The sequence below is a fragment of the Catenuloplanes japonicus genome, assembly GCF_000717135.1.
GTDB classification, from domain to species: Bacteria; Actinomycetota; Actinomycetes; order Mycobacteriales; family Micromonosporaceae; genus Catenuloplanes; species Catenuloplanes japonicus.
In genome coordinates this window covers 117,918-143,240 of the sequence record NZ_JNXY01000039.1, presented here as the reverse complement: position 1 = coordinate 143,240, position 25,323 = coordinate 117,918, and the positions used below count along the sequence as shown (strand labels likewise).

The following is a 25,323-nucleotide window of genomic DNA, read 5'->3' as shown; positions in this document are numbered from 1 at the left end:
CATGGGTCTCGCAGACATCATCCAGGCACGTCAGCAGGGCACGGACCTGACGATCCGCAAGCCCGAGGCCGCGGCCACGCACGAGCGGTCCGTGGGCGAGCGTGCGCGGGCCGTCGGCCGTCAGGTCGCCGACCCGGTCAACGACGTCCGTGCCCGGATCCAGCGTGAGCTGGGCGAGATCCTCGGACCGAAGCTCTACACCGAGATCGACCAGGCCGACGACCTGGAGCAGCAGGTCCGGCAGACCATCGCGGAGCTGCTGGCCCGCGAGGAGACGCCGCTGACCGGCGCGGACCGGGTGCGGATCACCCAGGACGCGGTGGACGAGATCCTCGGGCACGGCCCGCTGGAGGCGCTGCTGCGCGACCCGTCCGTCTCCGAGATCATGGTCAACGGGCCGCGCCGCGTCTACGTCGAGCGCTCCGGCCGGCTGCAGGCCGCGGACGCGGTCTTCACGGACGAGACGCACCTGCGCCGGATCATCGACCGGATCGTCTCCCGGGTCGGCCGGCACGTGGACGAGGCCAGCCCGATGGTGGACGCGCGGCTCGCGGACGGCAGCCGCGTCAACGCGATCGTCTCGCCGCTGGCGCTGGACGGCTCCTCGCTGACCATCCGCAAGTTCTCCGCGGAGACGCTCACCGTGCAGGACCTGATCCGCTTCGGCACGCTCACCACGCAGACCGCGGACGTGCTCCAGGCCTGCGTGGAGGCGCGCCTGAACGTGGTGGTCAGCGGCGGCACCGGCTCCGGCAAGACGACCACGCTCAACATCCTGTCCGGTTTCATCCCGCACGACGAGCGGATCGTCACGGTCGAGGACGCGGCCGAACTTCAACTGCGCCAGGACCACGTGGTACGCCTGGAGTCGCGCCCGGCCAACTCCGAGGGCCGCGGCGCGGTCTCCACCCGTGACCTGGTCCGCAACGCGCTGCGCATGCGCCCGGACCGCATCGTGGTCGGCGAGGTCCGCGACGGTGCCGCGCTGGACATGCTGCAGGCGATGAACACCGGCCACGACGGCTCGCTGACCACGCTGCACGCGAACACGCCCCGCGACGCGCTCTCCCGGCTGGAGACGCTGGTGCTGATGGCCGGCATGGACCTGCCGATCCGGGCCATCCGGGACCAGGTCGCGTCCGCGGTCGACCTGATCATCCAGGTCGCCCGGCTCAAGGACGGCAGCCGGCGGATCACGCACATCACCGAGGTCGTCGGCATGGAATCGGACATCGTGACCCTGCAGGATCTTTTCGTCTTCGACTACCACGCGGGCGTGGATTCCGAAGGCCGTTTCCGCGGCACGCTCAACTCCACCGGCCTCCGGCCGACGTTTACGGAGAGGTTCGAAGCGCACGGCGTGCAGCTGCACCCGGAGATGTTCGGAGGAGTCATTCGATGAGGCGTGCGGCAGCCCTGTCCGTCGCCGCGCTGGGGTTGTCGCTCGTTCTGGGCGCGGCGCCGGCGCACGCGGAACCGTCGGCCTCACCGGTCACGCTGAGCATCTCGCGGACCGCGACGGCGCCGGGCGAGGTCTCGTTCCGGCTGACCGCGGACGGCCTCTCCGGGAGCCTGGACGCGTCGCGCCTGCGCGTGCTGGTCGGCGACCGGGCCCTGCCGGTGGAGCTGGACGGGCGCCGGGTGCGCGCGGCGGTGCCGGCCGAGCTGGCCGGCACGGACGCGACCGTGCAGGTCGTGCTGGCGGTCCCGGGCGACGGCGACTTCGCGGTGGCGACCGAGCGGGTGTCGTTCGCGGGCGCGGCCGCGCAGGCGAGCCCGTCGGCGGACGCAAGCCCGTCGGCAGGCGCGAGCCCGTCCACGGGCCTGAGCCCGACGGCGGAGGCCGGCCCTACCGAGAACGCGGGCCCGGCCCCGCAGAGCACCGCGACCAGCACGGCGACCACCACCGCGTCGGCCTCGGAGCCGGCGTCCGGCACGCTTCCGGTCGTACCCTCGCAGGCTGTTGATCGTGGTTTTGACTCTGCCGGCGGTGACGCCGGGACCGGCCGTGAGCTGCTGATCGCGGCCGGCGTGGCGTTGGCCGTGGCGGCCGGGATCGCGCTCTGGCTGGTGTTCTCGACCGGCGGGCGGCGCAACGAGTACCGGCGCCGGCTCGACTCGCTGCGACGGTTCACGGATGCGCGCGGCACGGTCCCGGACCAGGAGCGGTTCACCGCACAGACCCGGCTGGTGCTGGGCATCCTGCGCTGGCTGGACGCGCGCCTGGGCCCGAAGCAGCGGGCCGCGCTGGAGCTGTCCGTGGAGCGGGCCGGCATCTCGCTGGACCCGGCGGAGTGGCTGCTGGTCCGGATCACGATCACCGTGGTCTCGGCCGTGGCGCTCGGCGCGCTGTTCGGCTCGTGGTTCGGCCTGCTGGTCGGCGCGCTGGCCGGGTGGGTGTGCTGCGGCCAGTGGCTCGCGTTCCGGGCCGGCCGGCGCAGCCGCGCGTTCACCGACCAGCTGCCGGACTCGCTGCGGCTGATGGTGGGCGCGCTGCGCTCCGGCTTCACGCTGAACCAGGCGATCGACGCGGTGGTCCGGGAGGGCCAGGCGCCGGTCAGCACGGAGCTGGGCCGCGCGATGGCCGAGACCCGGCTGGGCGACGACCTGGAGAACGCGCTGGACCGGGTCGGCGAGCGCAACAACAACCCGGACGTGGGCTGGATCGTGATGGCGATCCGGATCCAGCGCGAGGTCGGCGGCAACCTCTCCGAGGTGCTGGAGACCGCGGTGCACACCATGCGGGAGCGGGCGAAGCTCGGCCGGCACGTGCGCGCGCTCTCCGCCGAGGGCCGGCTGTCCGGGATCATCCTGTTCGCGATGCCGTTCGTCATCGCCGCGGTCCTCATGGTGCTGCGGCCCGAGTACGTCCGTCCGCTCTACACGGAGCCGACCGGACTCGTCATGATCGCCGTCGCGGCGGTCCTGCTCACCGTCGGCGCGCTCTGGCTGCGCCGCCTCGTCGAGGTGAAGGTCTGATGTTGCTGCTCATCGTCGGTCTGTGCGCGCTCGCGGCGAGCGCGGTCACGGTCGCGCTCGTCGCCGTGCCCGCGCGGGAGACCGCGGGCGGCAACATGGTGCGCTCGCTGCAGGCGTTCGACCGGGCCCGTGCGCAGGCCGGCTCGCACCGCGCGGAGCAGGGCGCCCGCCGCTCCGGCGTGCCGGCGTGGCTGCGCGCGCTCGGTGACCGGATGGAGCACCTCGGCCGGGTGCTGACGCCGGGCACCGGCGTGCAGCGGCTGGAGCGCCAGCTGGACTTCGCCGGCAACCCGGCGAACCTGTCGGTCGAGCACGTGCTGCGCGGCAAGGGGATCGGCCTGATCAGCGGCGTGGCCAGCTGGATGATCGTCGGCGGGCTGCTGAACGGCGTGCGCGGCGCGCTGCTCGGCGCCCTGTTCGGCGCGGCCGCGGGCTTCTACGCGTGCGACCTGATCGTGCGCAACCGGGCCGCCGCGCGTCAGCTGGAGCTGGGCCGCAGCCTGCCGGACGTGCTGGACACGCTGGTGATCAGCGTGGAGGCCGGTCTCGGCTTCGATGCCGCGCTGGCGCAGGTGGCGCGGCACGGCAAGGGCCCGATGGTCCGTGAGCTGTTCCGGGTGCTGCAGGAGATGCAGATCGGCAAGTCCCGCACGGAGGCGCTGCGCGCGATGGCGGACCGGACCACGGTGCTGGAGCTGAAGGGCTTCGTCTCCGCGATCATCCACTCCGGCGAGCTGGGCGTGCCGATCGCGTCGGTGCTGCGCGAGCAGGCGAGCGAGATGCGGGTCAAGCGTCGTCAGCGAGCCGAGGAGCAGGCGCAGAAGGTGCCCGTGAAGATCCTCTTCCCGGTGCTGTTCTGCATCTTCCCGGCGATGTTCGTGGTCGTGCTCGGCCCCGGCATCCTGTCGATCCTGAAGTCTTTCTGAATCTCATCCTTCGGTGTCCGGCTGGTCACCGATCGGACGAGCAGGTTGCACGGCCGACACGCGGCTACGAATACTCGGTGTATGCGAGCCGACACCCTGGGAGATCATTTTCTCCTGACCGACGGCGCCGTGCCCGGAGCCCCCGGTCCGTCGTTCACCACCCGCACCGGGAGCACCGCCGAGATCCAGCAGCTGGCCGGCGAGGTCTACTCGGCGCCGCACTGGATCACCACGATCGGCGGCGGTGATCCGGCCCGGTGCCGGCTGCGCACGCTCCGGTTCGGGCCGGTGATCATGTCCGACTGGGAGACGGACGAGGCCGTGCAGGTCACGGCGCCGGAGCTTTCCGACTACTACATCGGCCTGGCGCCGGCCGGACGCCTCTTCACCGAACAGCGCGGCATCGTCACCACCGCGACCACGCTGGAGGGCGCGGTCTACCGGCCGGGCTCGCCGACGCGCACCTGGTGGCTGCCGGACACTCGCCCGGTCTCGGTGTCACTCGCGCCGGACGCGCTCGAGTCCGAGCTGGAGGCGCTGCTCGGGCACGCGGTCCGCGGGCCGCTGCGGTTCTCCCGCCGATTCGACCTGAGCCGCGGCATGGGCCGCAGCTGGGGCGCGCTGGCCGGGCTGGTCCACGCGGAGCTGGTCGCGGCGGACGGCATGATCTACCGGCCGATGATCGCGGAGCGACTGTGGCACTCGATGCTCGGCGGCCTGCTGCTCGCGGTCGAGCACCAGTACAGCGACGAGCTCAAGGAGCCGACCGCGCCGAGCCGGCCCCGCGCGGTCAAGCGCGCGATCGACGCGATGGAGGCGGACCCGTCCCAGCCGTTCACCACGTCCACGCTGGCCCACGCGGCCGGCGTCAGCGTGCGCTCGCTGCAGGACGGGTTCCGCCGGCACGTCGGCGTGACGCCGATGATCTACCTCCAGGAGGTACGGCTCGGCCGCGCCCACCTGGACCTGTCCATCGGCGATCCGGGCGGGGTCACGGTCAGCGAGGTGGCGCACCGCTGGGGCTTCGCCCACCTGGGGCGGTTCGCGGCCGCGTACCGCCGGCGGTTCGGCGCGCTCCCCTCGGAGACGCTGCGCGAGCCGTGACGCTCACTCCCCCGGGTCGCCGTGGCCGCTGCTGCGCTGCCGCGGGATCGGCGCGCGGGCCGGCGCCACGACACTGCGCTCGGCCAGCACCGACCAGGGCGCGGTCGCGCCGGAGACCACCGACCACTCGTCCCGCGACTGCTTCCGCACGTGCGCGAGCACCCGGTCCGCGGCGTCCACCCCCTCCTCGACCAGCGCGGTCAGCGGCGAGCGCGCCGGCGGCAGGCCCGGGGACAGCGCGGCCTGCGCGGCCTCGTAGTGGGCGAGGAAGTGCGCGGCCCGGCGGAGCGCCTCGAGCGCCCGCGCGGCGTCGCCTTCGATGTCGGATGGCTGGCCCACGCCGGACGCCTCCGCTTCGTCGTGTTTCGTCGGACGTTCTCGGACTGTCACCGGCCGTTCCACCGAGGGCAACGGAAGGCCGTTGCCGAACCTATCCGCAAACGCTCCCCGGAGTCGATCCGATCCGCGCAGTAACAGTCCGAATTACGCATGAAGCTCGTCAGGTCCGGCGTCCTCCTCCGGAGTCCTCCTCTGGGATGAGGGCCGCGCCACCAATGGCTGACACGGATCTCCACCCGCGGGCTGTCGCCGTCCGGTCCCGCCCTCACTACCGTCATGCGAGTGAGGACCATCGTCTGGGTGCGGTCGCCGCACGCCAGTGAGCTGCACGGCGCGCTGTCCGTCGAGGGTGGCGCCGTCACGGTCGTCGCGCCCGGCCTGCTGCGCGTGACCGGGCTGACCGCGGCCGAGATCGGCGACCTGGCCGTGGAACGGGGCGCGCCGATCCACGAGCTGCGCACGACACGGCGGTGCGCCCGCCGTGTCACCTGACCTTCGCAAACACGAGTTCGTGATCCGGTGCCGGGAGCTGGCCGCCCGCCACCGGCTGCTGCTGGACGGTGTGTTCGCGACGGCGCTGCTGGTGATCCAGCTCCCGCAGCGGGTGCCCGGCCCGCTCGGCCTGACGCTGCTGATCGCGCTGCACGTGCCGCTGATCTGGCGCCGGTCCCGGCCGGTCCCGGCGTTCTGGGCCGTGCTCGCGCTCGCCGTCGTCTGCGACCTGCAGGCCCGGCCGTACGAGCCGCGCAAGCCGTTCGTGTTCGCGGTGCTGGTGGTGGCCGTCTACGCGGTCGCGCTGCACGAGCCGGACCGCCGCCGCCTCTGGTACGCCGTCGCCGGCGCCGAGCTGGCCAGCGCGATCATGGTCTCGTCCGCCCGGTCCTGGTCGGAGTACTCCGGCGGGCTGCTGTTCGTGTCCGCGCTGCTGGCCGCGGCCGCGTCGCTCGGCGTGGTCCGGCAGACCCGCCGCGCCTACCTCGCCGAGCTGGAGGAACGCGCCCGCCGCCTGGAACTGCAGAGCGACCAGCAGGCCAAGCTCGCGGTCGCGGCCGAGCGGGCCAGGATCGCGCGTGAGATGCACGACATCGTGGCGCACAACCTCACGGTCATGGTCGCGCTCGCGGACGGCGCCGCGCTCACCGCCATCCGCGCGCCGGACCGGGCCGCCGACACCATGCACAAGGTCTCCGCGACCGGCCGGCAGGCGCTCGGCGAGATGCGCCGGCTGCTCGGCCTGCTCCGCGACGACGTGCCGTCCCCGCCGATCCGCGCACCCCAGCCCGGGTTCGCGGACCTCGACGGGCTGATCGCACAGGTACGGGCCGCGGGCCTGACCGTCACCGTCGACCAGGACGGCGCACCGGCCGAGGAGTGGGGGCCCGGCGCCGGACTCACCGCCTACCGGCTGGTGCAGGAGGCGCTGACGAATACGCTCAAGCACGCGGGACCGGGTGCCAGCGCCCGGGTGAGCCTGCGGTACGAGCCGCACGGGATGGAGCTATCGGTGACCGACGACGGACGTACCCCCGCCCGCGCCCCCGCCACGAGCGGCGGCCACGGGCTGGCCGGCATGGCCGAACGGGTGGGCTCCTACGACGGCACGATCGACTCCGGGCCGCTGGCCGGGGGCGGCTGGCGGGTCCACGCGCGACTCGCGTTCGGCGCGGTCTCGTGACCGGCCCCGCGAAGATCCGGGTCGCGCTCGTCGACGACCAGCCGCTGCTGCGCCTCGGCTACCGCATGGTGCTGGAGAGCGAGCCGGACCTGGAGGTGGTCGGCGAGGCCGGGGACGGCGCGGCCGGCGTCACGCTGGCCCACACGCTGACGCCGGACGTGGTGCTGATGGACGTCCGCATGCCGGTCCTGGACGGCATCGAGGCCACCCGCCGGATCGTCGCGGCCGGGCTGCCCTCGCGCGTGCTGGTGCTGACCACGTTCAACCTGGACGAGTACGCGTTCTCCGCGCTCCGGGCCGGCGCCAGCGGCTTCCTGCTCAAGGACGTGCCGCCGGCCGACCTGCTGACCGGCATCCGCGCGGTCGCGGCCGGCGAGGCGATGATCTCGCCCAGCGTCACCCGCCGGCTGATCGACGCGTTCGCCGCGCACCTGCCCGACCACGGCACGGCCCGCGGCCCGGCCCCGGACGAGCGGCTCTCCCGGCTCACCGACCGCGAGCGGGAGGTGCTGATCGAGATCGCCCGGGGCGGGTCCAACGCGGAGATCGCGGCGAACTTCAACGTCTCCGAGGCCACGGTCAAGACGCACGTCGGCCGCATCCTGACCAAGCTCGGCCTCCGGGACCGGGTGCAGGTCGTCATCTACGCGTACGAGACCGGCCTGGTGCACCCGGCACCGGAGTGAGCGCTCAGAGCTCCAGCGGCACCTGTGCCTTGATCGGGAGCGTCGGCTTCGCGGAGCCGCTCGCCGGTTCGATCGTCAGCGCCAGCACGTCCGTGTCCCGCACCGACGTGATGAACTTCGTGCCCGCCCCCTGGCCGGCCGGCATCACCCCGGCGGGCGTCGGCGTCGTCCCGCGGATCGTCCAGAGCTGGTAGGCCTCGGCCGCGCCCGGCGGCAGCCCCTCCGCCAGCATCACCACGCCCGCGTCCTGGGACGCCGAGACCACGACCGTGACGTGCCCGCCGCCGATCACGTCCTCGGTCCGCAGCTTCGCGTCCGGCGCGGTCAGCACGGCCTGGATCCTGGCCGCCTCGGCCAGCGCCAGCTGCTGTTCCTGCAGACGCTGGTCCTGGTAGACGTAGGCCGCGGCCCCGGTCCCGGCCGCCAGCGCCACGGCCGCGGCCACCGCGAGCAGCCGCCGGCCCCACGGCACGCGCCGCCGCGCGGGTGCCACCCGGCGGGGCGTGGACTGACGGGTGACCGCGATCCGGGTCAGCACGTCGCGGCGCAGGCTCGGCGGCGGCACCGACCAGGTCGCGTCCGCCAGCCGGGCCGTGGTCTCGCGCAGTTCGTCGACCTCCGCGGAACAGGCCTTGCAGGTGCCGAGGTGACGGTCGAACGCGGCCCGTTCGATGTCGTCCACGGCGTCCAGCACGTACGCCCCGACCAGTGCGTGAATGTCCATGGTCATCGCGCCACCTCCACACCGAGGCAGTCGCGCAGCCGGATGAGGCCGTCGCGCATGCGGCTCTTGATGGTCGGCAGTCCGGCGTCGAGCAGCCGGGCCACCTCCGGATAACTGTGCCCGCCGTAGTACGCGAGCGTGACCGCCTCGCGCTGCAGGTCGGTGAGCGTGCCCAGGCAGCGGCGGACCTGCTGCTGCTCCAGGCGGGTGGTGACCTCCTCGACGACCTCGTCGTACGGGACGTCGGCCCCGGCCGCGGCCACCCGCCGCACCCGGTCGCTGCCGGCCTGCTCCGAGCGGACCCGGTCGACCGCCCGCCGGTGCGCGATCGTGAAGACCCAGGCGGTGGCGGATCCACGGTCCGGGTCGAACCGCCCGGCCGTGCGCCACACCTCCACCAGCGCCTCCTGCGCGACCTCCTCGGCCTGTGCCGGGTCGCGGAGCACGCGCCGGATCAGCCCGTACACGCGCGGCGACACCAGCTCGTACAGCCGGGCGAACGCGGTTTCGTCGCCGCGCGCGACCGCCCGCAGCAGCCGGTCCGGTTCGGCCTGGCCGGCCGCGTGTTGCGGTGCCGGCACCGCCGACAGATGCTCCTTCATACCGTTCAGCCTGCCTTGCCTGCGCCCCTGATCACAGTAGGGACTTCGGTGCGGCGTCCCGGACGGATGGGTGGGAGGCTGTCGCACATGAAGATCGGTGCGGTGCTCTTCGACATGGACGGGACGTTGATCGACTCCCACGGGGCGATCATTCGTAGCTGGACCCGGATCAGCGAGGAGTACGGCCTCCCTCTCGACGAGATCCTGGCCGTGCACGCGGGCCGCCCGGCGTGGAGCACGCTCGAATCGGTGGCGCCGTGGCTGGGCGCGGAGAAGATCGCGCTGGCCGGAAAGCGGCAGCTGGAGTGGGAGTACGACGATCTCGGCGATATCGTCGCGATCGACGGCGCGCTGGAGCTGATCGACGGCGTTGCCGGAAAGAACCTCCCCTGGGCCGTCGTGACCAGCGCGGACGAACGCCTGGCCCGCGCCCGGATGGGTGCGGTCGGGATCGATCCGCCGCTGCTGATCTCCACGGACGACATCACCGCCCCGAAGCCGGACCCGGAGGGTTACCTGCTGGCGGCGCGCCGGCTCGGCGTACCCCCGGAGGCTTGTCTTGTCGTGGAGGACGCACCCGCGGGCGTGGCCGCCGGGCGGGCCGCGGGCATGCGAGTCGTCGGCGTGGCGGGAATCACCGGCGATTCAACCGTGACAAATCTGGTCGAAATCCTCGACCTTCTTTCCTGACCAGCCGTAAATTTCTCCGACTGGTTCGTATTCGCAACGTTACCCGGCTGGACGGGGACCATAGTGCTCCAGGAAACTGTGCCGGTACTTCCGTGGTGCTGACATTCCTCGGTGCTGTGGCTCGGGAGCGCTGTGGCAGGGACGTAGGGGTGGGAATGACCGAACCAATCCTGGCGGTCGATGTCGGCACGTCCGGCACATCGGCGGCGCTGATTGTCGGTGACCAGACGACGCTGCTGAAGGAGCCCTTGACCGGCGGTCTCGTCTGGCCGTCCGCCGTCTGTGTGGACGACAACGGCTTCGTCGTGGGCACCGCTGCCGAGCGCCGCAAGCGATCCGTGCCCCGCCGTTACATCGACGGGCCGCGCCGCGCGGTCGACGCGCAGGCCGCGATGCGCCTGGAGGACCGCGAGGTCACCGGCAACGAGGCGGTCGCGTCCTACCTGATCGAGCTCGGCCGGGAGGCGCAGCGTGTCTACGGCGGGCAGGTCTGGCGGCTGACGCTGGCGATCCCGGCGAGCTACCTGCCCGGTGACCCGCGCCGGGACGTGATGGTCGGCATCGGCGAGGCCGCGGGCTTCTCCGACGTGGAGCTGATACCCGACGCGGTCGCGGCCGCGCTCGACCCGCACACCAGCGCCGACCTGCGGCACGGCTCGCTGGTCCTGGTCTGCGACCTCGGTGCGAACTGGACCGCGTCGCTGGTCCGGGTCGCCGGCAACGACTCGATGCTGCTGGCCACCGAGAGCTCCACCGCCGGGCACGACCTGGAGGCGCTGCTCATCAAGGACCTGCGCACCGAGGGCCGGGCCTGGCTGGAGCCGCTGCTCGCCGCGCCCGGCGACGGCGGTCTGCGGGCCTACTACGAGGCGATCGACTTCGTCCGGCGCCTCAAGCACCAGCTCGGCGACTCGCTCGAGGTCGAGGACCACCTCACGCCGCTCACCCCGCCGTACAAGTTGAGTCGCCGCTGGCTGGAGGCGTTCGCCGAGCCCGCCGTGCAGGCGCTGGTCAACAGCGCCCACGCGATCGTCGGCTCGGTCGGCGCCACGCTCGCGGACATCTCCACCGTCGTCCTGACCGGTGGCGCGTCGCGCCTTCCGATGGTCGAGCCCGCGCTGACCCAGAGCCTCGGCCACATGCTCCGGCACGCGCCCGAGCCGGAGCTGGCCGTCGTCCGCGGCGCCGCCCAGTGGTCGGCCAACGCGGACAGCCGCTCCGTCACGGCGGACGCGCCCAGCTGGCGCATCGAGCCGATCTCCTGGGACATCCCGGGCGGCGACGCGAAGCTGCTCCGCTGGAACATCAACGAGGGCCAGGCCTTCCACCAGGGCACGGTCGTGGCCGAGGTGCGCACCGGCGACGAGCGCGTCTACCAGCTGACCGCCACGCACGCGGGCGCGCTGCTGCGCCACACCGTCCCGGCCGGCGGCCAGGTCGGCACCACCCTGGTCACCGCCGCGACGCGGGACGCCGCCGCGCTCGCCGCCGACCCGCCGACGCAGAAGCTCCAGCTGCGCACCAACGGGTCCTGGCTGCTCACGCCGGACCGGCAGGTGCTGGTCGAGTGCGACACGGCCGGCCGGCACGTCCGGTCGTTCGTGATCTCCACCGGCGAGCTGATCGGCGAGTTCCGCCCCGACTTCGGCGCCGGCACCGCGCAGGGGGCCCGGATCTTCTTCGACCCCGAGGGCCGGCTCAGCCTGATCGCCTGGGACACCGAGGGCACGTTCTCCGTGTGGGACGTGGAGACCGGCAAGCTCTCCACCCGCTTCCGCGACTCGGCCGGCCCGGTCCGCGTGCTGGTCGACGAGCCCAGCTGGCGGCTGGCCGCGGAGGCCGACGGCAAGGTCCAGGTCGGGCGGTACCGTCGCGGCGTCACCACGCTGTGGGACCTGCGCACCGGCGAGCGGCTGGAGCGCACCGGCGACGAGACCTGGGAGCAGCGCAACCCCGGCTTCCGGATGCGCAGCCCCACCGACTCGTTCAACACCGAGAGTTACAGCCCCGACGGACGGCTGCGCGCCACCGCGACGTCCGATCTGGACGGTTCCGGTGTGCTCAGCCTGCAGGACATCGAGAGCAGCCTGGAGGTGTTCCGCGTGCAGGCCCCGGCCGCCACGCCGGAGGCCGAGGGCTTCGTACCGCGGCTGTTGACGTCGTTCACCGCGGACGGAAAGCTGCTCCTGGCGAACTGGGACTACGCCGACCGCAGTCTGGTCGACGCATGGGAGATGTGAGGGTGAACCCGGACCTGGGCCCGGTGCTGGCCATCGACTTCGGCACCACCACGTCCTCGGCCGCGCTGGTCGACGGCGAGGAGATACGCCTGCTCCCGGAGCCGGTCAGCGGCGGCTACGCGTGGCCGTCCGCCGTCTACTGGGACGGCGAGCGCATGCTGGTCGGCACGCTGGCCGAGCGCCGCAAACGCGCGGACCCGAATTCGTACGCGGTCGAGTTCAAGCGCGGCCTCAAGGGTGACCGCCCGATGCCGCAGGGCGACCGCAGCTTCCGGCCGATCGAGCAGGCCGCGTCCGTGCTGACCGCGCTGCGCATGGAGGCCGAGCGCATGCACGGCAGCCAGATCTCGCGCGCGCTCGTCACGGTCCCGGCCAGCTACGGGCCGGACGACATCCGCCGCCTGCAGATGATCGCGGCCGCCGAGGCCGCCGGCTTCTCCACCGTCGAGCTGCTGCCCGAGCCGGTCGCGGCCGCCTACGCGCCCATCCCCGGCCCGACGTTCCTGCCCGGCGAGCTCATCCTGATCTACGACCTCGGCGGCGGCACGTTCGACACCGCGCTCATGCGGGTCGGCGCGGAGGGCCCGGAGGTTCTCGGCCACGACGCCATCGACGACTGCGGCGGCCGCAACATCGACGCGCTGCTCGCCCACCGCATCCAGGCCGACGGCGAGGAGTGGCTGGCGCCGCTCATCGCGTCCGTGGTCACCGCGCCCGGCACGCCCGCGGCGCTGCGCCTCAGCATGGCCCTCGCCGACTTCGCCCAGCGGATCAAGCACCAGCTGAGCGACGCCGAGAGCGTCGAGGACTATCTGATGCCGACCACGCCGGCCTACGAGCTGGACCGTTCGCAGCTCGCGCTGCTGGCCGAGGCCGTGCTCGAGCGCACCGTGAAGTGCAGCGCCGACCTGATGGCCCGCCTCAAGGTCCACCCGGACAACGTCAGTGCCATCCTGCTGGTCGGCGGCGGCTCCCGCATGCCCGCCGCGGCCGAGGCGCTGAACAAGGCCTTCAACCGCCCGCTGCGCCGCGTCGACGAGCCCGAGCTCGCCACCGTCCAGGGCGCGGCCCGCTGGCTCACCCGCAGCGGCCCCCGCATCATCACCTCGACCACCGAGGCCTCCCGCACCGTGCCGCTGTCCTTCTCCCTGCCCGGCGGCACCGGCGCCCAACTGCTCCGCTGGTTCGTCGCGCCGGGGGACACGTACCCGGTGGGCTGGCCGCTGGCCCGCGTGCGCCTCCCGTCAGGCGCGCTGTGGGGCACGCACCGCTCCGGGCACCCCCTTTCACGATCGGGGGCGTCCCGCAGCATGAGGGACGCCCCGATCATGGAAGGGCGGCTCCCGCGGCACGGGACGCGCCTCGACCGGCGTGAGCACGGCGGGACTCGCGTGCTCTTTCGTGCGCCGCGCGGAACCGGCTCCGACGCCGGGAGGCAAGCGGAGCGCCAGCGGAGGCTTGGCGTACGGCGAGGTTAGCCCGCGGGAGCAACGCTGCTGGGCCACGCCGGGAGCGGGAAATGAATCTGATCTTGATCTCCGAGAAGCACGACGCGGCGCTGCCTGCCACCACTCGCCGCCGCCAGCCTCGATCCACGGGCACTCCGTGCCCGACATTTCGTGAAATAGCAGCTGTCATGGCGGCGGCAGCCTCGCCCTGACACCGCAAGCGGAACGGAAACAGGTCCCGCTGCGGCCCGCAACCGGGAGAATCCGCGCCGGCGCGGTGTCGTCGGGAGAGCTCAGTCGTGGCGATCGGCGGCCAGCTGGAGCCGGAGCGCTTCCGCGATCTCCAGGACCGCGCAGCGCGCCGCGTCGCTGACCGCGGTCAGGTTCATGAAGGCGTGCGGCATCCCCTCGACCCGCCACGATCGGACCGGCACTCCGGCGGCCCGCAGCCGGTCCGCGTAGGCCTCGCCCTCGTCGCGCAGCGGATCATGGGACGCGGTGACCACGATCGCGGGCGGGAGGCCGGTCAGGTCGGCGGCCCGAAGTGGCGAATGCCGAAAATCCGGCGGGGATCCGGTAAAGCCGGGCAGGTAGCTGTCTCGGAAGAAGGCGAGATCCGCCGCGGTCAGCAGCAGGCCGTCCGCGAACAGCAAGCGGGACGGCCAGATACCGACGTGATCCAGCAGCGGGTAGACGAGCACCTGCGCGACCGGCGCGGGCGGGAGGTGGCAGGCGACCGTGGCCAGGTTCGCGCCCGCACTGTCGCCGCCGACGGCCACCCGCGCCGGGTCCGCGCCGAGCGACGACGCGTGGGAGACGGCCCAGAGCACCGTGTCCCGCGCGTCGTGCACGGCCGCGGGGAACGGGTGCTCGGGCGCCAGCGCGTAGTCGACGGCGAGCACGTGCACGCCCGCGTGCGCGCACAGAAGCCGGCAGATCTCGTCGTGCGTGTCGAGATCACCGGCCACGAAACCGCCGCCGTGGAAGTAGACCAGCAGCGGAGCGGCGCCGGCCGCCTGCGGCGGAACATCGGGCCGCGGCAGCGCATCAGAATGCGGCACAACGTCACGCTGCGGGACGGCGGCACGCTGCGGGACGGCGGCACGCTGCGGGACGGCGGCACGCTGCGGAGCCGCGTCGGCCCGCGGCATGTAATGGCGGCCCGGGAGCCGGTCGGCGATCGTCACGGAGCGCACTGCCGCGACCACTGTGGGCGCACCTGACATGAGTGCGGCGGACGACCGGGTCCGGGACCGGGTACGGGCGGCGGTGCCGGCGGTCAGGCCGTGGATCCCGCGCCATCGCTGGACGCGCAGCAGCATCGCCACGGCCGGGTCGAGGGACGGGCGGCCGCCGATGAACCGCTGCACAGGCAGCGGAAGCGCGAGCAACCACCGCAGCATCAGCGACTCCACGCGACGGATCACGCGGTGACCCCTCTCGATGCAGGTCGGACGGCTCAACATCGCGCGCAGCGTCCACATAGGATGGCTATGCGGGGGCGCGTGCGAGGACCGGACAACCCGGCCGATCGCGTTGCGGTACATGGGAATCCCGCCATTCCACAGTGAATGGTCTCCCCAATCGACGGCTCCCGATCCGGCTCCCCACGGCACCCGGATCCATCGACGGTAGCTTCGGGCACCGGAGGAAGGAAGAGCATGACGACGGCGGCCGAAGACGCCCGCATCCGGGTTATGCAGGGCTTCACGACGGCGGTCGCGGAGCGCGGCTACGCGGCCACCACGATCGCGGACATAGTGGCCGCGGCGCGCGTCTCCAAGCGCACGTTCTACGAGCACTTCCCGGACAAGGAGGCGTGCCTGCTCGCCACGTACCAGGCGAGCGGCGACCGGCTGGAGCACGTGCTGCGCGAGGCCGGCCGCGAGCCCGGCACCGGCTGGCGGGACCGGGTGCACGCGCTGGTCACCGCCTACCTGTCCGCGCTGGACGCGGCCGGGCCGGCCAGCCGCACCGTGCTGGTCGAGGTGCAGGCGGCGGGGCCGCGCGCGTTCCGGCTGCGGGGCGAGATCCAGCAGCGGTTCGCGACGCTCTTCTCCGAGCTGGTCGCGACCGAGCCGGAGCTGCCGCCGCTGTCGTCGCCACTGGCGATCGCGCTGGTGGGCGGCATCAACGAGCTGCTGCTGCACGTCGCGGATCCGTACACACGCGACGGTGAGCCGTTCCGGTCGCTCACGGATACCGTGGTGGAGTTCGCGAGCGCGGTCATCAGTCGTGGAACTTCCACATCGGCGAGCTGAACTCCGTACCCACAAAAGATCTTGATCTTTGGTTGGAGCTGATCAATCGGTTCGGGAAATAATGCTGGGATGAACCGACCGGAGTGGGCCCCGCCGGGCATCGACGTCGAGCGACCGAGCGCCGCGCGACTGTATGACTACTTTCTGGGTGGTTCGCACAACTTCGCGGCCGACCGTGCGGTGGCTCAGCAGCTGCTCGCCACCGCGCCGGACATCCCGCTGATCGCCCAGGCGAACCGCGCCTGGCTCCGCCGGGCCGTCAGCATGCTGGCCCGGTCGGGGATCAGACAGTTCCTTGACATCGGCTCAGGCATCCCGACGCTCGGCAACGTGCACGAGGTGGCGCGCGAGATCGTCCCGGACGCGCGGGTGGTCTATGTGGATCTCGACCCGGTCGCGGTCGCGCACAGCTCCGTGCTGATCCGCGGCCAGGAGGGCGTCGCCGCGGTCCAGGGCGACGTGCGCAAGCCGGCCGACATCCTGCACCATCCCACGGTCCGCGGGCTGATCGACTTCAACCAGCCGGTGGCGCTGCTGGTCATCGCGCTGCTCCAGTTCGTGCGCGACGAGGACGGGCCGGACGACATCATGCGCCAGCTGCGCGACGCGCTGCCCAGCGGCAGCTACCTCGCGCTCTCCCACGGCGTGGTCGACGGCTGGCGGCACGACAAGGAGATGGTCAAGAGCCTCTACAACCGCACCACCACACCCACCGCGACGCGCACGCGCGCGGAGGTCGCCCCGTTCTTCGGCGACTTCGAGCTGGTCGACCCCGGCCTGGTCTGGGTGACCCAGTGGCGTCCCGACCAGCCCAGCAACATGGACGGCATCAAGGCGGCGAAATCCGCGGTCGTCGCCGGGGTGGGGCGCAAACCGTGATCGTCGAGCCCGCACCGCGTGGCCTGATCGACGGCCAGCACATCACCAGGGTCGCGCGTGCCTGGGCGCGGGCGATCGCCGGCGCCAGCTACGTGCCGATGGCGCACGTCGACATCGAGCTGCGGCTGGCCGGCTTCACCACCCGGCTGCTGCGCGTGCTGACCAGTCAGCCGTTCGACCCGAGCCCGGCCACCCAGATCGGCGTCGAGCTGGTCGAGGCGCACTTCGCGTCGCCGGAGACGCTCGGCCACACCATCGGCGTGCTCGCCGACCGCCTGCCGCCGCTGGCCGGCACGTCGCTCGACTCGTCCGGCCGCCGGGTGATGCGGCTGCTCAGCGCGCTCTCCGTCGGCTACTCCCGCGGGCTGCGCGAGCGCACGCTCGACGAGCAGGAGAGCATCCGCCTGGCCACCGTGCTCGCCCAGGCCCAGACCGAGCACGCGCTGCGCGAGAGCCAGGAGGCGTTCCGGCACGCGGCCGTGCACGACCAGCTCACCGGCCTGCCGAACCGGATCTTCTTCGAGAAGCAGCTGGCCGACCTGATCGGCGCCGGCAGCCGGGAGCGGATCGCGATCTGCTTCGTCGGCATCACCAGCCTCCAGGCGATCACGGACCGGTTCGGGCACATCCTCGGCGACCGCGCGCTCGCCGTCACGGCGGACCGGTTCCGCACGCTGGCCCGGTCGCTCGGCCATCCGCTGGCCCGGTTCGCCGGCGACCAGTTCGTCATGCTGATCGAGGACCCGCCCGACACGTCCTACCTGGCCGGCGTCGCCGAGCAGATCATCGCCACGCTCGCCACGCCCGTGCACACGGACCGGCACCTGCTGCCCATGTCCGCCAGCGTCGGCGTGGTCGAGCGCCCGGTCGCCGGCATGGACGCCAACGATCTGATGCGCGCCGCCGCCATGACGCTGCAGTGGGCGAAGGCGGACGGCACCGACCGCTGGCGGCTCTTCGACCAGGCGCGCAGCGACCGGGAGATAGCCCGGCACGCGCTCGCGGCGGACCTCGCGCTCGGCATCGACCGCGACGAGTTCTTCCTGGAATACCAGCCGCTGGTCCGGCTGGAGGACCGCGCGGTCATCGGCGTCGAGGCGCTGGTCCGCTGGCAGCACCCGCGGCTCGGCCGGCTCTCGCCCGGCAGGTTCATCGACCTGGCGGAGGAGAGCGGCCAGATCGTCCGGCTCGGCCGCCGGATGCTGGACAAGGCGTGCCGTCAGGCCCGCGAGTGGGCGCGGCTGACCGACAGCCCGCCCTACGTCAGCGTCAACGTCGCGGTCCAGCAGCTCCGCGACGGTGGCAGCCTGCTGCGTACGGTGGACAACCTGTTGCAGGAGATCGGCCTCGCGTCGGAGCTGCTCCAGCTGGAGATCACCGAGAGCGCGTCCATCCCGGACGATCCGCAGATCCGCCGCACGCTGGACGACATCGCGGGCCTCGGCGTCCGGCTGGCGCTCGACGACTTCGGCTCCGGCTACTCCAACCTCGGCTACCTGCAGAATCTCCCGGTCAACCAGCTGAAGATCGACATGCAGTTCGTGCGGGACTGGAAGCCGTCCTCCACCAAGTCGCTGCTGCCGTCGCTGGTCGAGCTGGCCCACAACCTGCGGCTCTCCGCGCTGGCCGAGGGCGTCGAGACGCTGGAGCAGGCCGACTACCTGGAGTCGATCGGCTGCGACCACGTGCAGGGCTACTACTTCGGCCGGCCGCAAGCACCCTCGGAGATCACCTCGCTGCTCCTGGAGTGGAGCAGCGAGGAGGACGATCTCTAGAGCGTGACCGTGCGTCCCTCCTTGATGGACGTCTCGGCAGCCTCCAGCACCGCCACGATCAGTCGGCCGAAGTGCACGCCGCACGGGTGCGGCGCCCGGTGCCGGGCCGCCTGGACCAGCTGGCTGATCGCGGAGCCGAACGCCTCCACCGACGTGGTCTCGTGCTCCGGCACCAGCACCGCGCCCTCGGTGCCGTGGAAGACGGTCGACGTGCCGGTCAGCGCCGCCGGCGCCTCCAGCGTGAGCGTGAGCGAGCTGACCGCGCCCAGCATGTGCTTGACCAGCACGTGCGTCGTCCCGTTCGGCCCGGCGAGCGCGGTGACCGAGACCGGCATGCCGAGCACCGCGAGCAGCACGGCGAGCGCGTGCGGGCCGACGTCCCAGAGACCGCCGGACTCCTTGCGCCAGGCGGAGTCCGCGTACGGCCCGTTGTCGCCGTAGATCGAGGCGAACCGCTCGGCCCGCGCGCCCTGCCACCCGCCGGTGCTCACCGCCTCGCGGATGAACTCCTCCACCGGCTGCTGGAACCGGCTGGTGAAGAACACCACGGAGGCCACGTCGTTCTTCTCCACGGCCGCGACCACCCGGTCCGCGGCCGCGATCGTCAGCGACAACGGCTTGTCCAGCAACAGGTGCCGGCCGGCGGACGCGGCACGCGTGGCCAGCTCCGCCTGCACGTCCGGCGGGAGCGCGATCGAGACCGCGTCCACGTCCGCGATGAGATCGTCAGGGTCGCCGTAGGCGGTGATGCCGAACCGGTCCGCCACCGCCCTCGTCTTGGCCGGATCGCGCCCCCAGACACCGACCAGCTCGGCCTCCGGGTGATCGGCCAGCGCCGCCCCCTGCGTCTCCACGGCCCAGTAGCCCGTGCCGAGCAGTCCGAATCTCATCGTCGCTCCTCATCGCCGTGCCGGTGAACGACACCAACCCTAGGGGTATACGAATCCGTTACCCATCCGGGTTCATGGTGCGAAGTGGATCATTTGTCTCAGTTCCCAACACCCAGCCGCGCCATCATGGCCGCGGGGTATCGATCTCCCCGGGCCGAGCCCTTCGGCACCGCGGTCTCGATCGCCGCGACGTCGTCCGCGGACAGCGTGATGTCCACCGCCGGCAGCGCCTCGGCCAGGCGTTCCCGGCTGCGCGCGCCGACCAGCGGCACGATGTCCGCGCCCTGGGCCGCCACCCAGGCGATCGCCAGCTGTGCGACCGTGCACCCCTTCGCGGCCGCGACCTGCCGCAGCGCCTCCACCAGCGCGAGGTTGTGCGTGATGTTCCCGCCCTGGAACCGCGGGCTGAGCACGCCGCGCACGTCGCCCGGCGCGGCGGTCCGGTCCGGGTTCCAGTGCCCGGAGATCAGGCCGCGGCTCAGCACGCCGTACGCGGTCAGGCCCACGCCCAGCTCGCGCAGCGCCGGCAGCACCTCCGCCTCGACCGCGCGCGTGATCAGCGAGTACTCGATCTGCAGGTCCGCGATCGGCGTCACCGCATGCGCGCGGCGGACCGTCTCCGCGCCGACCTCGGACAGGCCGGCGTGGCGGACGTACCCCGCGTCGATCAGCTCCTTGACCGCGCCCATGGTCTCCTCGATCGGCACGGCCGGGTCCGACCCGGCCGGCCGGTAGATGTCGAGGTGGTCGACCCCGAGCCGCCGGAGCGAGTAGGCCGCGAAGTTCCGTACCGCCTCCGGACGGTGGTCGGCCGGCCCGAACCCGTGGTCCACGCCGCGCAGCGCACCGAACTTGACGCTCAGCACGTAACTGTCCCGGTCCCGCCCGCGCAGCGCCTCCGCCAGCAGCAGCTCGTTATGGCCCATCCCGTAGAAGTCGCCGGTGTCGATCAGCGTGACGCCGCCGTCCAGCGCCGCGTGCACGGTCCTGATGCTCTCCGCGCGATCGGTCACGCCGTAGAAGTCGGACATGCCCATCGCACCCAGGCCCAGCGCGCCGACCTGCGGTCCGGTGCTGCCCAGTCGCCGTGTCTGCATGGTGATGCTCCCTCGTCTCGTTCCTGCTCGGGGATTCACCGTGCGCCCGGAATCCGAGGTCCGGGAGCGGAGAGCACATCATGGGAGAGCCGCTCCCTGGCTGGTGGCAACCGGTGCGAGGCAGCATGGGCTCATGCAGCGTGACCAGCTCGCCGACTTCCTGCGCCGCCGCCGCGAGGCGATCCGCCCGGCCGAGGTCGGCATCGAGAGCGGGCCCCGCCGTCGTACCGCCGGGTTGCGCCGCGAGGAGGTCGCGATGCTGGCCGGCGTGTCCGTCGACTACGTCGTCCGGCTGGAACAGGGCCGCAGCAGCCAGCCGTCCACCCAGCTGCTCGGCGCGCTGTCCCGCGCGCTTCGCTTCTCCGACGACGAGCGGGCCCACCTGTTCCACCTGGCCGGCCACCAGCCGCCGCCCGCGCACGGCAGTTTCGCCCGCGCCGGCCTGATCCGCATGCTCGACCTGCTCGGCGCCACCCCCGCCACCGTCATGTCCGACTTAGGCGAAACGCTGGCCCAAAACACGGTGTCCCGCCTGCTCACCGGCGACGACCTGCACCACACCGGCCCCCGGCGCTTCCTGGTCTACCGATGGTTCACCGACCCGTCCACCCGCACCATCCACCCGCCGGACTTCCAGCTCCACCAGTCCCGCCAGCTCGTCGCCGACCTCCGCGCCGCCGCCGGTCGCCGCCCCGCCGACCCGATCATCACCGGCCTGGTCACCCGCCTGCGCGCCGCCAGCCCCGACTTCGACCGCCTCTGGACCGCCCACGACGTCACCACCTACCGCGCCATCCGCAAAACCGTGATCCACCCCCGCGTCGGCACGCTGCTCCTCGACTGCGAAACCCTGGTCACGCCCGACCTCAACCAGTTCCTCCTGGTCTTCACCCCCGCCAACCCCGAAACCCGCGAGCGCCTCGACCTCCTCCAGGTCCTCGGCATCGAGTCCTTCCCCACCCCCACTCACTAACCCCCAAAATCACCCCTCATCGGTACGACTCAGCACTCCACCCCGCCCGAAGCACGCACCCCACACCCGCCGCCATGATCACGCAGCCCCACATCGCCAATATCATGAAATTTCGGGCGCGCCAGTGCCCGATCCGCTAGCCACACACCGGCGGCATCCCGCGAAGCCGCACGATTCCTGGTTTTCCGTGACCACAGCGGAACCGGCTCCGATCGGCGGGCCGAAGCGGAGCGCCAGCGGAGTCTTCGGCCCGCCGGAGGTTTGCCCGCGGGAGCAAACGGGCTGCACCACGCCGGAAGCGGGAAACGAACTAGATCTTGACCTGGCAGTCGAGGCCAGGTCAGCGGCGCCGCTTGCGCTCGGTGTGATGGCGCGCGACCAGCATCGCCTCGTGCGCCTCGGCTGCGGCCTGCGCCGCCTCCTCCGCCAGTGCTATCGCCGCGATCTCCGCGATCCGGGCTGCCTCGTCCGCGGCCCGTGCCGTGGCTGCCGCCCGGTCGTGAAGCCGACGGGCCGCGCGCTGCTCGGTCTGGTAGCGGTAGGCGACGCGCTCGCGCTCGCTCTGGATCGGCGACTGGTCGGTGGTGGCGACCCGGAAGACGTCGCGCAGCTCCTCGACCGAGATCTCGCCGCGCTTGTAGGCGCCCAGCGCCGCCCGGGAGACCGTGCGGTCGCGCTCGTCGGTGTCCTCCTCCGACGTCGACGACGACTCGCCTTCGGCGTTGTAGGCCTGCATCGCGGCGGCTGCGGCTATCTCCGCGGCGGCGTCCTCCACGTCCTTGCGCGCGGCGTCGTAGGCGGCGTCGGCGATCTCCTGCACACGCCAGGCCTCGTCCCGGGCTTCCTCCGCGTCGGTGGCGGCCGTGCGGGCCTGCTCGGCCGCCGCGGCGGCACGGCCCGCCTTCGCGTAGGCGACGGCGGCCAGCTCGGCCAGTTCGTCGGCGGCCTCGCGGAGCAGGGCCGGGTCCGGCGCCTTCACGGACTCGCGGGTGGTCAGGCTGACGACGGCGAGGAATATCAGCGCCACGATCACCGAGCCTCCGGCGATCAGCAGGCCCCACATCGCCACCGACAAGTCCTCGAACACGGCCTCGACCCTCCCCGATCCCGGACGTTCCCCCTATCTTCCGGGTCCGAAATCACGTGCCGGTCACGGCCCGGCGAGGGCCCGGACAATGGCATGGAACAGCGCGTCCTTGCGTCGTTCCGCGTCGGGGAGCCGGTCGTACGGCACGAGGCACGGATGGGTTCTCGCGACCGGATCCTTGTCCGGGCCGTACCGCCAGCCGTCCCTGTATTTGAGGTCACACCAGTCCGCGTGCAGCTGGGCGGGTGTGGCCCCGGCGAGGACGCGGCGGACGCTGGCCTCGGTCGCCGCGCGCTCCCATTCCTCCGGCTCTTCGGCCGACGGCCGGGCATCGCCCATGGCCTGCTGGAACGCGCGATTGGCGGCGTGGCAGACCCAGCTGATCACGTCGATCGAGGCGGGTTCGGATGCGGTCATTCTGGTCTCTCCACCGTCGCTCGCGGCCGACGCCCGCGAGGCGGGCCCACGCGTAGAGTGGCCCCGTGCACCATGGAGACGCCCGGTGAGCGGACCACTCGACCTAGCGATCATTATCGCCTCCCTCGCGGTGGCGGCCTGGGCCGGTTTTGCCGGGTTCCGTGACCGCGCACCGGATCGGGTGCAGTTCGCCGGTCTGATCGTGCTGCAGGCCGGCGTGGTGGCGATGGGCGTGGTGTCCGGTGTGGCGCTGTTGCGGGGTGAGCGTCCGGCCGAGCTGGAGACGTTCGTGGGTTACATCGTGACCACGGTGTGCTGGCCGGCGGTGGCGTTCGTGCTGGGCCGGATGGAGCCGACCAAGTGGGGCTCGGTGACGATCTCGGTGGGCTGCCTGGTGATCCCGGTGCTGGTGCTCCGGCTGGAACAGATCTGGGGATAGACGGCGACATGACGAGCGAGCACAGCGGAATGCGCCCGACCGGGCGCGGGCCCGGCCGGGTCATCCTGGTGATCTACTGCATCTTCGCGCTGGCCGCGGGCGCGCGGGCGGGGGTGCAGATCGCCACGAAGTTCGGCGAGGCGCCGCTGGCCTACTCGTTGTCCGCGGTCGCGGCCGTGATCTACCTGGTGGCGGCGATCGCGTTGTCCCGCAACTCGACCGCGGGCCGCCGGGTGGCACTGGTGTCGATCGTCGTCGAGCTGGTGGGCGTGATCGTGGTCGGGCTGCTGAGCGTGTTCGACGCGCAGGCGTTCCCGGACGCGACCGTGTGGTCCGGCTTCGGCCAGGGCTACGGCTACGTGCCGCTGGTGCTGCCGTTCGTCGGCCTGTTCTGGCTGCACAGGACCACCAGGCCGATCACGGAGCCGGCCACGAAACCTGTCACGGAGCCGGTCACGAATTCCGACGGAGCCTGATCCACCGGAAGCCGTAGCCGTTCAGCGCGACCGTGGCCAGGTCGTCGGTGATCGGGTCGTAGCCGTCGTCGGACAGCACCTCGACCGGGTAGCCGGCCTCTGCGGCCAGTGACGACATGTCGGCCTCGCACGCACTGTCGGCCAGGTTGTGCAGGAACAGCATGCTGCCGGTGCTGTCCACCGCGCGGTGGGCGAGCACGCCGCGCGGGACCGGCACGTCCACGTGCTCGCAGGATCCGGCGCCGACCTCGGGCGCCTCGCGCAGCGTGTGGATCATCCGCTCGAACCAGGACAGCAGCGACTGGCGGTCGTTGCGCTGCACGGTGACGTTCAGCGTCTCCCAGCCCTCGGCCAGCGGCCGGATCAGCGTGTCCGCGCTGGAGAAGCCCGCGTTCCGGGCCGGGGACCACTGCATGGGGGTACGGATCGCCATCCGCCCCTCCAGGCTCAGGTCCTCCCCCATGCCCAGCTCCTCGCCGTAGCGCAGCACCGGTGTGCCGCGCAGGCTGAACTGGAGCGCGTACGCCAGCTGAATCCGCCGCAGGTCGTTGCCGAGCATGGGCGCGAGCCGCCGCCGGATGCCCCGGTCGTAGAGCCGCATGTCCGGCGACGGGCCGAACGCCTCGAACACGTCCGCGCGCTGGTCCGCGGTGAGCCGGGACAGGTCCACCTCGTCGTGGTTGCGCAGGAACGTGGCCCACTGCGCGCCGTCCGGCAGCGCGGGCGTGTCCCGGAGTGCGTCGATGACCGGCTCCGGGTCGTGCCGGGCCAGCGCCAGCATCAGCCGCGCGTTGAGCATGAAGTCGAAGAGCATGTGCAGCCGGCCGCCGAAGTAGTCGGTGAGCTCGGCGGGCTCCACGTTCGCCTCGGCCAGCAGGAGCGCGTCGCCCTGGCGCCACTGCACGTGCTGGCGCAGCTCGCTGAGGAACGCGAAGTCCTTCGGCGAGTCGGGGTTGCCGGGCTCGGTGCGCTCGATGATGAACGGCACCGCGTCCATCCGGAAGCCGGAGACGCCCAGTTGCAGCCAGAACGCGCAGATCTTCTTGATCTCCTCGCGGACCTCCGGGTTGGTGATGTTCAGGTCCGGCTGGAAGTCGTAGAAGCGGTGGTAGAACCAGGCCTTCGCGGTCCGGTCGTAGGTCCAGGTCTCGTCCTGCTCGCCGGGGAACACCATGCCCTGCTTGCGGTCGGACGGCGCCTCCTCGGACCAGACGAACCAGTCACGGTACGGCGAGTCCGGCGACGACCGCGCCGACTGGAACCAGGGATGCTCGTTCGACACGTGGTTCACCACCAGGTCGATGATCACCCGGATACCCCGGTTACGGGCCTCGTGCAGCAGCTCCGCGAAGTCGCCGAGCGTGCCGAAGCGCGGGTCGATGTTGTAGAAGTCGGTGGCGTCGTAGCCGTCGTCGCGGTTCGGTGAGGGGTGGATCGGGTGCAGCCACAGGCAGGTGATGCCGAGGCGGGCCAGGTAGTCCAGCCGGCCGATCAGTCCCCGGATGTCGCCGACGCCGTCGCCGTTCGAGTCCTGGAACGTGTCGATGTCCAGGCAGTAGACGACCGCCTTCGAGTACCACCGCTCATTCATGACCACGGGGTTTCCATGCCGGGCC

25 protein-coding genes are annotated in these 25,323 nt (G+C 72.2%); 16 read left to right on the top strand and 9 right to left on the bottom strand.

Going from position 1 to position 25,323, the window contains the following annotated elements; translation table 11 throughout:
• Window position 1 precedes the first annotated feature (1 nt).
• From OP04_RS42010 to OP04_RS41995, 4 genes are all read left to right on the top strand, one after another.
• Window positions 2-1,402, top strand: coding sequence for a CpaF family protein (locus OP04_RS42010; RefSeq protein ID WP_033345572.1), 1,401 nt, complete (start codon window positions 2-4; stop codon window positions 1,400-1,402).
• Window positions 1,399-2,979 (top strand): type II secretion system F family protein, encoded by a 1,581-nt coding sequence (locus OP04_RS50710; protein WP_051799897.1) that lies wholly within the window; start codon window positions 1,399-1,401, stop codon window positions 2,977-2,979. Before OP04_RS42010 ends, OP04_RS50710 begins: the two co-directional genes overlap by 4 nt.
• On the top strand, window positions 2,979-3,905 hold the full coding sequence (locus tag OP04_RS42000; protein WP_033345571.1) for a type II secretion system F family protein: 927 nt from the start codon (window positions 2,979-2,981) through the stop codon (window positions 3,903-3,905). The genes OP04_RS50710 and OP04_RS42000 overlap by 1 nt, the downstream gene beginning before the upstream one ends.
• An 81-nt stretch (window positions 3,906-3,986) precedes the next feature.
• Entirely contained in the window at window positions 3,987-5,009 is a 1,023-nt protein-coding gene (locus OP04_RS41995) for an AraC family transcriptional regulator (protein ID WP_051799896.1), read from the top strand.
• A gap of 3 nt (window positions 5,010-5,012) precedes the next feature.
• Here the strand turns inward: OP04_RS41995 and OP04_RS41990 are convergent, their stop codons facing one another.
• Window positions 5,013-5,348, bottom strand: coding sequence for a hypothetical protein (locus tag OP04_RS41990; protein WP_033345570.1), 336 nt, complete (start codon window positions 5,346-5,348; stop codon window positions 5,013-5,015).
• Window positions 5,349-5,630: 282 nt separating this feature from the next.
• On the opposite strand from OP04_RS41990, the gene OP04_RS41985 reads away from it, so the two are divergent.
• Genes OP04_RS41985 through OP04_RS41975 form a run of 3 tightly spaced genes read left to right on the top strand, consistent with a single transcriptional unit; the run spans window position 5,631 to window position 7,709 of the window.
• Entirely contained in the window at window positions 5,631-5,840 is a 210-nt protein-coding gene (locus OP04_RS41985) for a hypothetical protein (protein ID WP_157241081.1), read from the top strand.
• Window positions 5,830-7,023 (top strand): sensor histidine kinase, encoded by a 1,194-nt coding sequence (locus OP04_RS41980; RefSeq protein ID WP_085067203.1) that lies wholly within the window; start codon window positions 5,830-5,832, stop codon window positions 7,021-7,023. The genes OP04_RS41985 and OP04_RS41980 overlap by 11 nt, the downstream gene beginning before the upstream one ends.
• Complete coding sequence (locus OP04_RS41975) at window positions 7,020-7,709, top strand: response regulator (RefSeq protein ID WP_269746737.1); 690 nt, start codon at window positions 7,020-7,022, stop codon at window positions 7,707-7,709. Before OP04_RS41980 ends, OP04_RS41975 begins: the two co-directional genes overlap by 4 nt.
• Window positions 7,710-7,713: 4 nt before the next feature.
• Here OP04_RS41975 and OP04_RS41970 read toward each other — a convergent pair whose 3' ends face one another.
• A complete protein-coding gene (locus OP04_RS41970; protein WP_033345568.1) occupies window positions 7,714-8,439 on the bottom strand; it encodes an anti-sigma factor in 726 nt (241 codons plus the stop codon).
• On the bottom strand, window positions 8,436-9,035 hold the full coding sequence (sigK, locus tag OP04_RS41965; protein WP_033345567.1) for an ECF RNA polymerase sigma factor SigK: 600 nt from the start codon (window positions 9,033-9,035) through the stop codon (window positions 8,436-8,438). The genes OP04_RS41970 and sigK overlap by 4 nt, the downstream gene beginning before the upstream one ends.
• 87 nt (window positions 9,036-9,122) lie before the next feature.
• Between sigK and OP04_RS41960 the strand changes: the two genes are divergently transcribed.
• The 3 genes from OP04_RS41960 (at window position 9,123) to OP04_RS48800 (ending at window position 13,443) form a co-directional block, all read left to right on the top strand.
• Window positions 9,123-9,725, top strand: a complete 603-nt coding sequence (locus tag OP04_RS41960; protein WP_033345566.1) for an HAD-IA family hydrolase — start codon at window positions 9,123-9,125, stop codon at window positions 9,723-9,725.
• Window positions 9,726-9,880: 155 nt separating this feature from the next.
• On the top strand, window positions 9,881-11,965 hold the full coding sequence (locus OP04_RS41955; RefSeq protein WP_033345565.1) for an Hsp70 family protein: 2,085 nt from the start codon (window positions 9,881-9,883) through the stop codon (window positions 11,963-11,965).
• A complete protein-coding gene (locus OP04_RS48800; protein WP_085067202.1) occupies window positions 11,953-13,443 on the top strand; it encodes an Hsp70 family protein in 1,491 nt (496 codons plus the stop codon). Before OP04_RS41955 ends, OP04_RS48800 begins: the two co-directional genes overlap by 13 nt.
• 263 nt (window positions 13,444-13,706) lie before the next feature.
• On the opposite strand, the gene OP04_RS48795 is transcribed toward OP04_RS48800, so the two are convergent.
• Window positions 13,707-14,840 carry an alpha/beta hydrolase gene (locus OP04_RS48795; protein WP_035087173.1) on the bottom strand — a complete coding sequence of 378 codons (1,134 nt, stop codon included), beginning with the start codon at window positions 14,838-14,840 and terminating at the stop codon, window positions 13,707-13,709.
• A 234-nt stretch (window positions 14,841-15,074) separates the two neighbouring features.
• Here OP04_RS48795 and OP04_RS50705 point away from each other — a divergent pair, with 234 nt between their 5' ends.
• The 3 genes from OP04_RS50705 (at window position 15,075) to OP04_RS41930 (ending at window position 18,328) form a co-directional block, all read left to right on the top strand.
• Complete coding sequence (locus OP04_RS50705) at window positions 15,075-15,674, top strand: TetR/AcrR family transcriptional regulator (RefSeq protein ID WP_051799892.1); 600 nt, start codon at window positions 15,075-15,077, stop codon at window positions 15,672-15,674.
• Window positions 15,675-15,743: 69 nt separating this feature from the next.
• Window positions 15,744-16,553 carry an SAM-dependent methyltransferase gene (locus OP04_RS41935; protein WP_033345564.1) on the top strand — a complete coding sequence of 270 codons (810 nt, stop codon included), beginning with the start codon at window positions 15,744-15,746 and terminating at the stop codon, window positions 16,551-16,553.
• Window positions 16,550-18,328 (top strand): putative bifunctional diguanylate cyclase/phosphodiesterase, encoded by a 1,779-nt coding sequence (locus OP04_RS41930; RefSeq protein ID WP_051799891.1) that lies wholly within the window; start codon window positions 16,550-16,552, stop codon window positions 18,326-18,328. The genes OP04_RS41935 and OP04_RS41930 overlap by 4 nt, the downstream gene beginning before the upstream one ends.
• Here the strand turns inward: OP04_RS41930 and OP04_RS41925 are convergent.
• Together OP04_RS41925 and OP04_RS41920 are read right to left on the bottom strand one after the other, a co-directional pair.
• Window positions 18,325-19,218, bottom strand: coding sequence for a Gfo/Idh/MocA family protein (locus OP04_RS41925; protein ID WP_033345563.1), 894 nt, complete (start codon window positions 19,216-19,218; stop codon window positions 18,325-18,327). The two genes, OP04_RS41930 and OP04_RS41925, sit on opposite strands and share 4 nt — an antisense overlap.
• 98 nt (window positions 19,219-19,316) lie before the next feature.
• Window positions 19,317-20,315, bottom strand: a complete 999-nt coding sequence (locus OP04_RS41920) for an aldo/keto reductase (protein ID WP_033345562.1) — start codon at window positions 20,313-20,315, stop codon at window positions 19,317-19,319.
• Between the two features lie 133 nt (window positions 20,316-20,448).
• On the opposite strand from OP04_RS41920, the gene OP04_RS41915 reads away from it, so the two are divergent.
• On the top strand, window positions 20,449-21,288 hold the full coding sequence (locus tag OP04_RS41915) for a helix-turn-helix transcriptional regulator (protein WP_033345561.1): 840 nt from the start codon (window positions 20,449-20,451) through the stop codon (window positions 21,286-21,288).
• A gap of 340 nt (window positions 21,289-21,628) precedes the next feature.
• On the opposite strand, the gene OP04_RS41910 is transcribed toward OP04_RS41915, so the two are convergent.
• Together OP04_RS41910 and OP04_RS41905 are read right to left on the bottom strand one after the other, a co-directional pair.
• On the bottom strand, window positions 21,629-22,375 hold the full coding sequence (locus tag OP04_RS41910) for a hypothetical protein (RefSeq protein ID WP_033345560.1): 747 nt from the start codon (window positions 22,373-22,375) through the stop codon (window positions 21,629-21,631).
• A gap of 63 nt (window positions 22,376-22,438) precedes the next feature.
• Window positions 22,439-22,792, bottom strand: coding sequence for a RyR domain-containing protein (locus OP04_RS41905; RefSeq protein ID WP_033345559.1), 354 nt, complete (start codon window positions 22,790-22,792; stop codon window positions 22,439-22,441).
• Window positions 22,793-22,877: 85 nt separating this feature from the next.
• Between OP04_RS41905 and OP04_RS41900 the strand changes: the two genes are divergently transcribed.
• Window positions 22,878-23,231, top strand: a complete 354-nt coding sequence (locus OP04_RS41900; protein ID WP_033345558.1) for a hypothetical protein — start codon at window positions 22,878-22,880, stop codon at window positions 23,229-23,231.
• Between the two features lie 8 nt (window positions 23,232-23,239).
• A complete protein-coding gene (locus tag OP04_RS41895) occupies window positions 23,240-23,707 on the top strand; it encodes a hypothetical protein (protein ID WP_051799890.1) in 468 nt (155 codons plus the stop codon).
• On the opposite strand, the gene OP04_RS41890 is transcribed toward OP04_RS41895, so the two are convergent.
• Window positions 23,685-25,298, bottom strand: coding sequence for an alpha-amylase family protein (locus OP04_RS41890; protein WP_033345654.1), 1,614 nt, complete (start codon window positions 25,296-25,298; stop codon window positions 23,685-23,687). The genes OP04_RS41895 and OP04_RS41890 overlap by 23 nt on opposite strands.
• Window positions 25,299-25,323: the final 25 nt, after the last annotated feature.

Coding starts and splice junctions, on each gene's coding strand:
- OP04_RS41970 (WP_033345568.1), bottom strand. CDS start 8,439: ATGACCATGGACATTCACGCACTGGTCGGGGCGTACGTGCTGGACGCC.
- OP04_RS41905 (WP_033345559.1), bottom strand. CDS start 22,792: ATGACCGCATCCGAACCCGCCTCGATCGACGTGATCAGCTGGGTCTGC.
- sigK (WP_033345567.1), bottom strand. CDS start 9,035: ATGAAGGAGCATCTGTCGGCGGTGCCGGCACCGCAACACGCGGCCGGC.
- OP04_RS42000 (WP_033345571.1), top strand. CDS start 2,979: ATGTTGCTGCTCATCGTCGGTCTGTGCGCGCTCGCGGCGAGCGCGGTC.
- OP04_RS48800 (WP_085067202.1), top strand. CDS start 11,953: ATGGGAGATGTGAGGGTGAACCCGGACCTGGGCCCGGTGCTGGCCATC.
- OP04_RS41960 (WP_033345566.1), top strand. CDS start 9,123: ATGAAGATCGGTGCGGTGCTCTTCGACATGGACGGGACGTTGATCGAC.
- OP04_RS41920 (WP_033345562.1), bottom strand. CDS start 20,315: ATGCAGACACGGCGACTGGGCAGCACCGGACCGCAGGTCGGCGCGCTG.
- OP04_RS41925 (WP_033345563.1), bottom strand. CDS start 19,218: ATGAGATTCGGACTGCTCGGCACGGGCTACTGGGCCGTGGAGACGCAG.
- OP04_RS41895 (WP_051799890.1), top strand. CDS start 23,240: ATGACGAGCGAGCACAGCGGAATGCGCCCGACCGGGCGCGGGCCCGGC.
- OP04_RS42010 (WP_033345572.1), top strand. CDS start 2: ATGGGTCTCGCAGACATCATCCAGGCACGTCAGCAGGGCACGGACCTG.
- OP04_RS50705 (WP_051799892.1), top strand. CDS start 15,075: ATGACGACGGCGGCCGAAGACGCCCGCATCCGGGTTATGCAGGGCTTC.
- OP04_RS41890 (WP_033345654.1), bottom strand. CDS start 25,298: ATGAATGAGCGGTGGTACTCGAAGGCGGTCGTCTACTGCCTGGACATC.
- OP04_RS41915 (WP_033345561.1), top strand. CDS start 20,449: ATGCAGCGTGACCAGCTCGCCGACTTCCTGCGCCGCCGCCGCGAGGCG.
- OP04_RS41955 (WP_033345565.1), top strand. CDS start 9,881: ATGACCGAACCAATCCTGGCGGTCGATGTCGGCACGTCCGGCACATCG.
- OP04_RS50710 (WP_051799897.1), top strand. CDS start 1,399: ATGAGGCGTGCGGCAGCCCTGTCCGTCGCCGCGCTGGGGTTGTCGCTC.
- OP04_RS41935 (WP_033345564.1), top strand. CDS start 15,744: ATGAACCGACCGGAGTGGGCCCCGCCGGGCATCGACGTCGAGCGACCG.
- OP04_RS41995 (WP_051799896.1), top strand. CDS start 3,987: ATGCGAGCCGACACCCTGGGAGATCATTTTCTCCTGACCGACGGCGCC.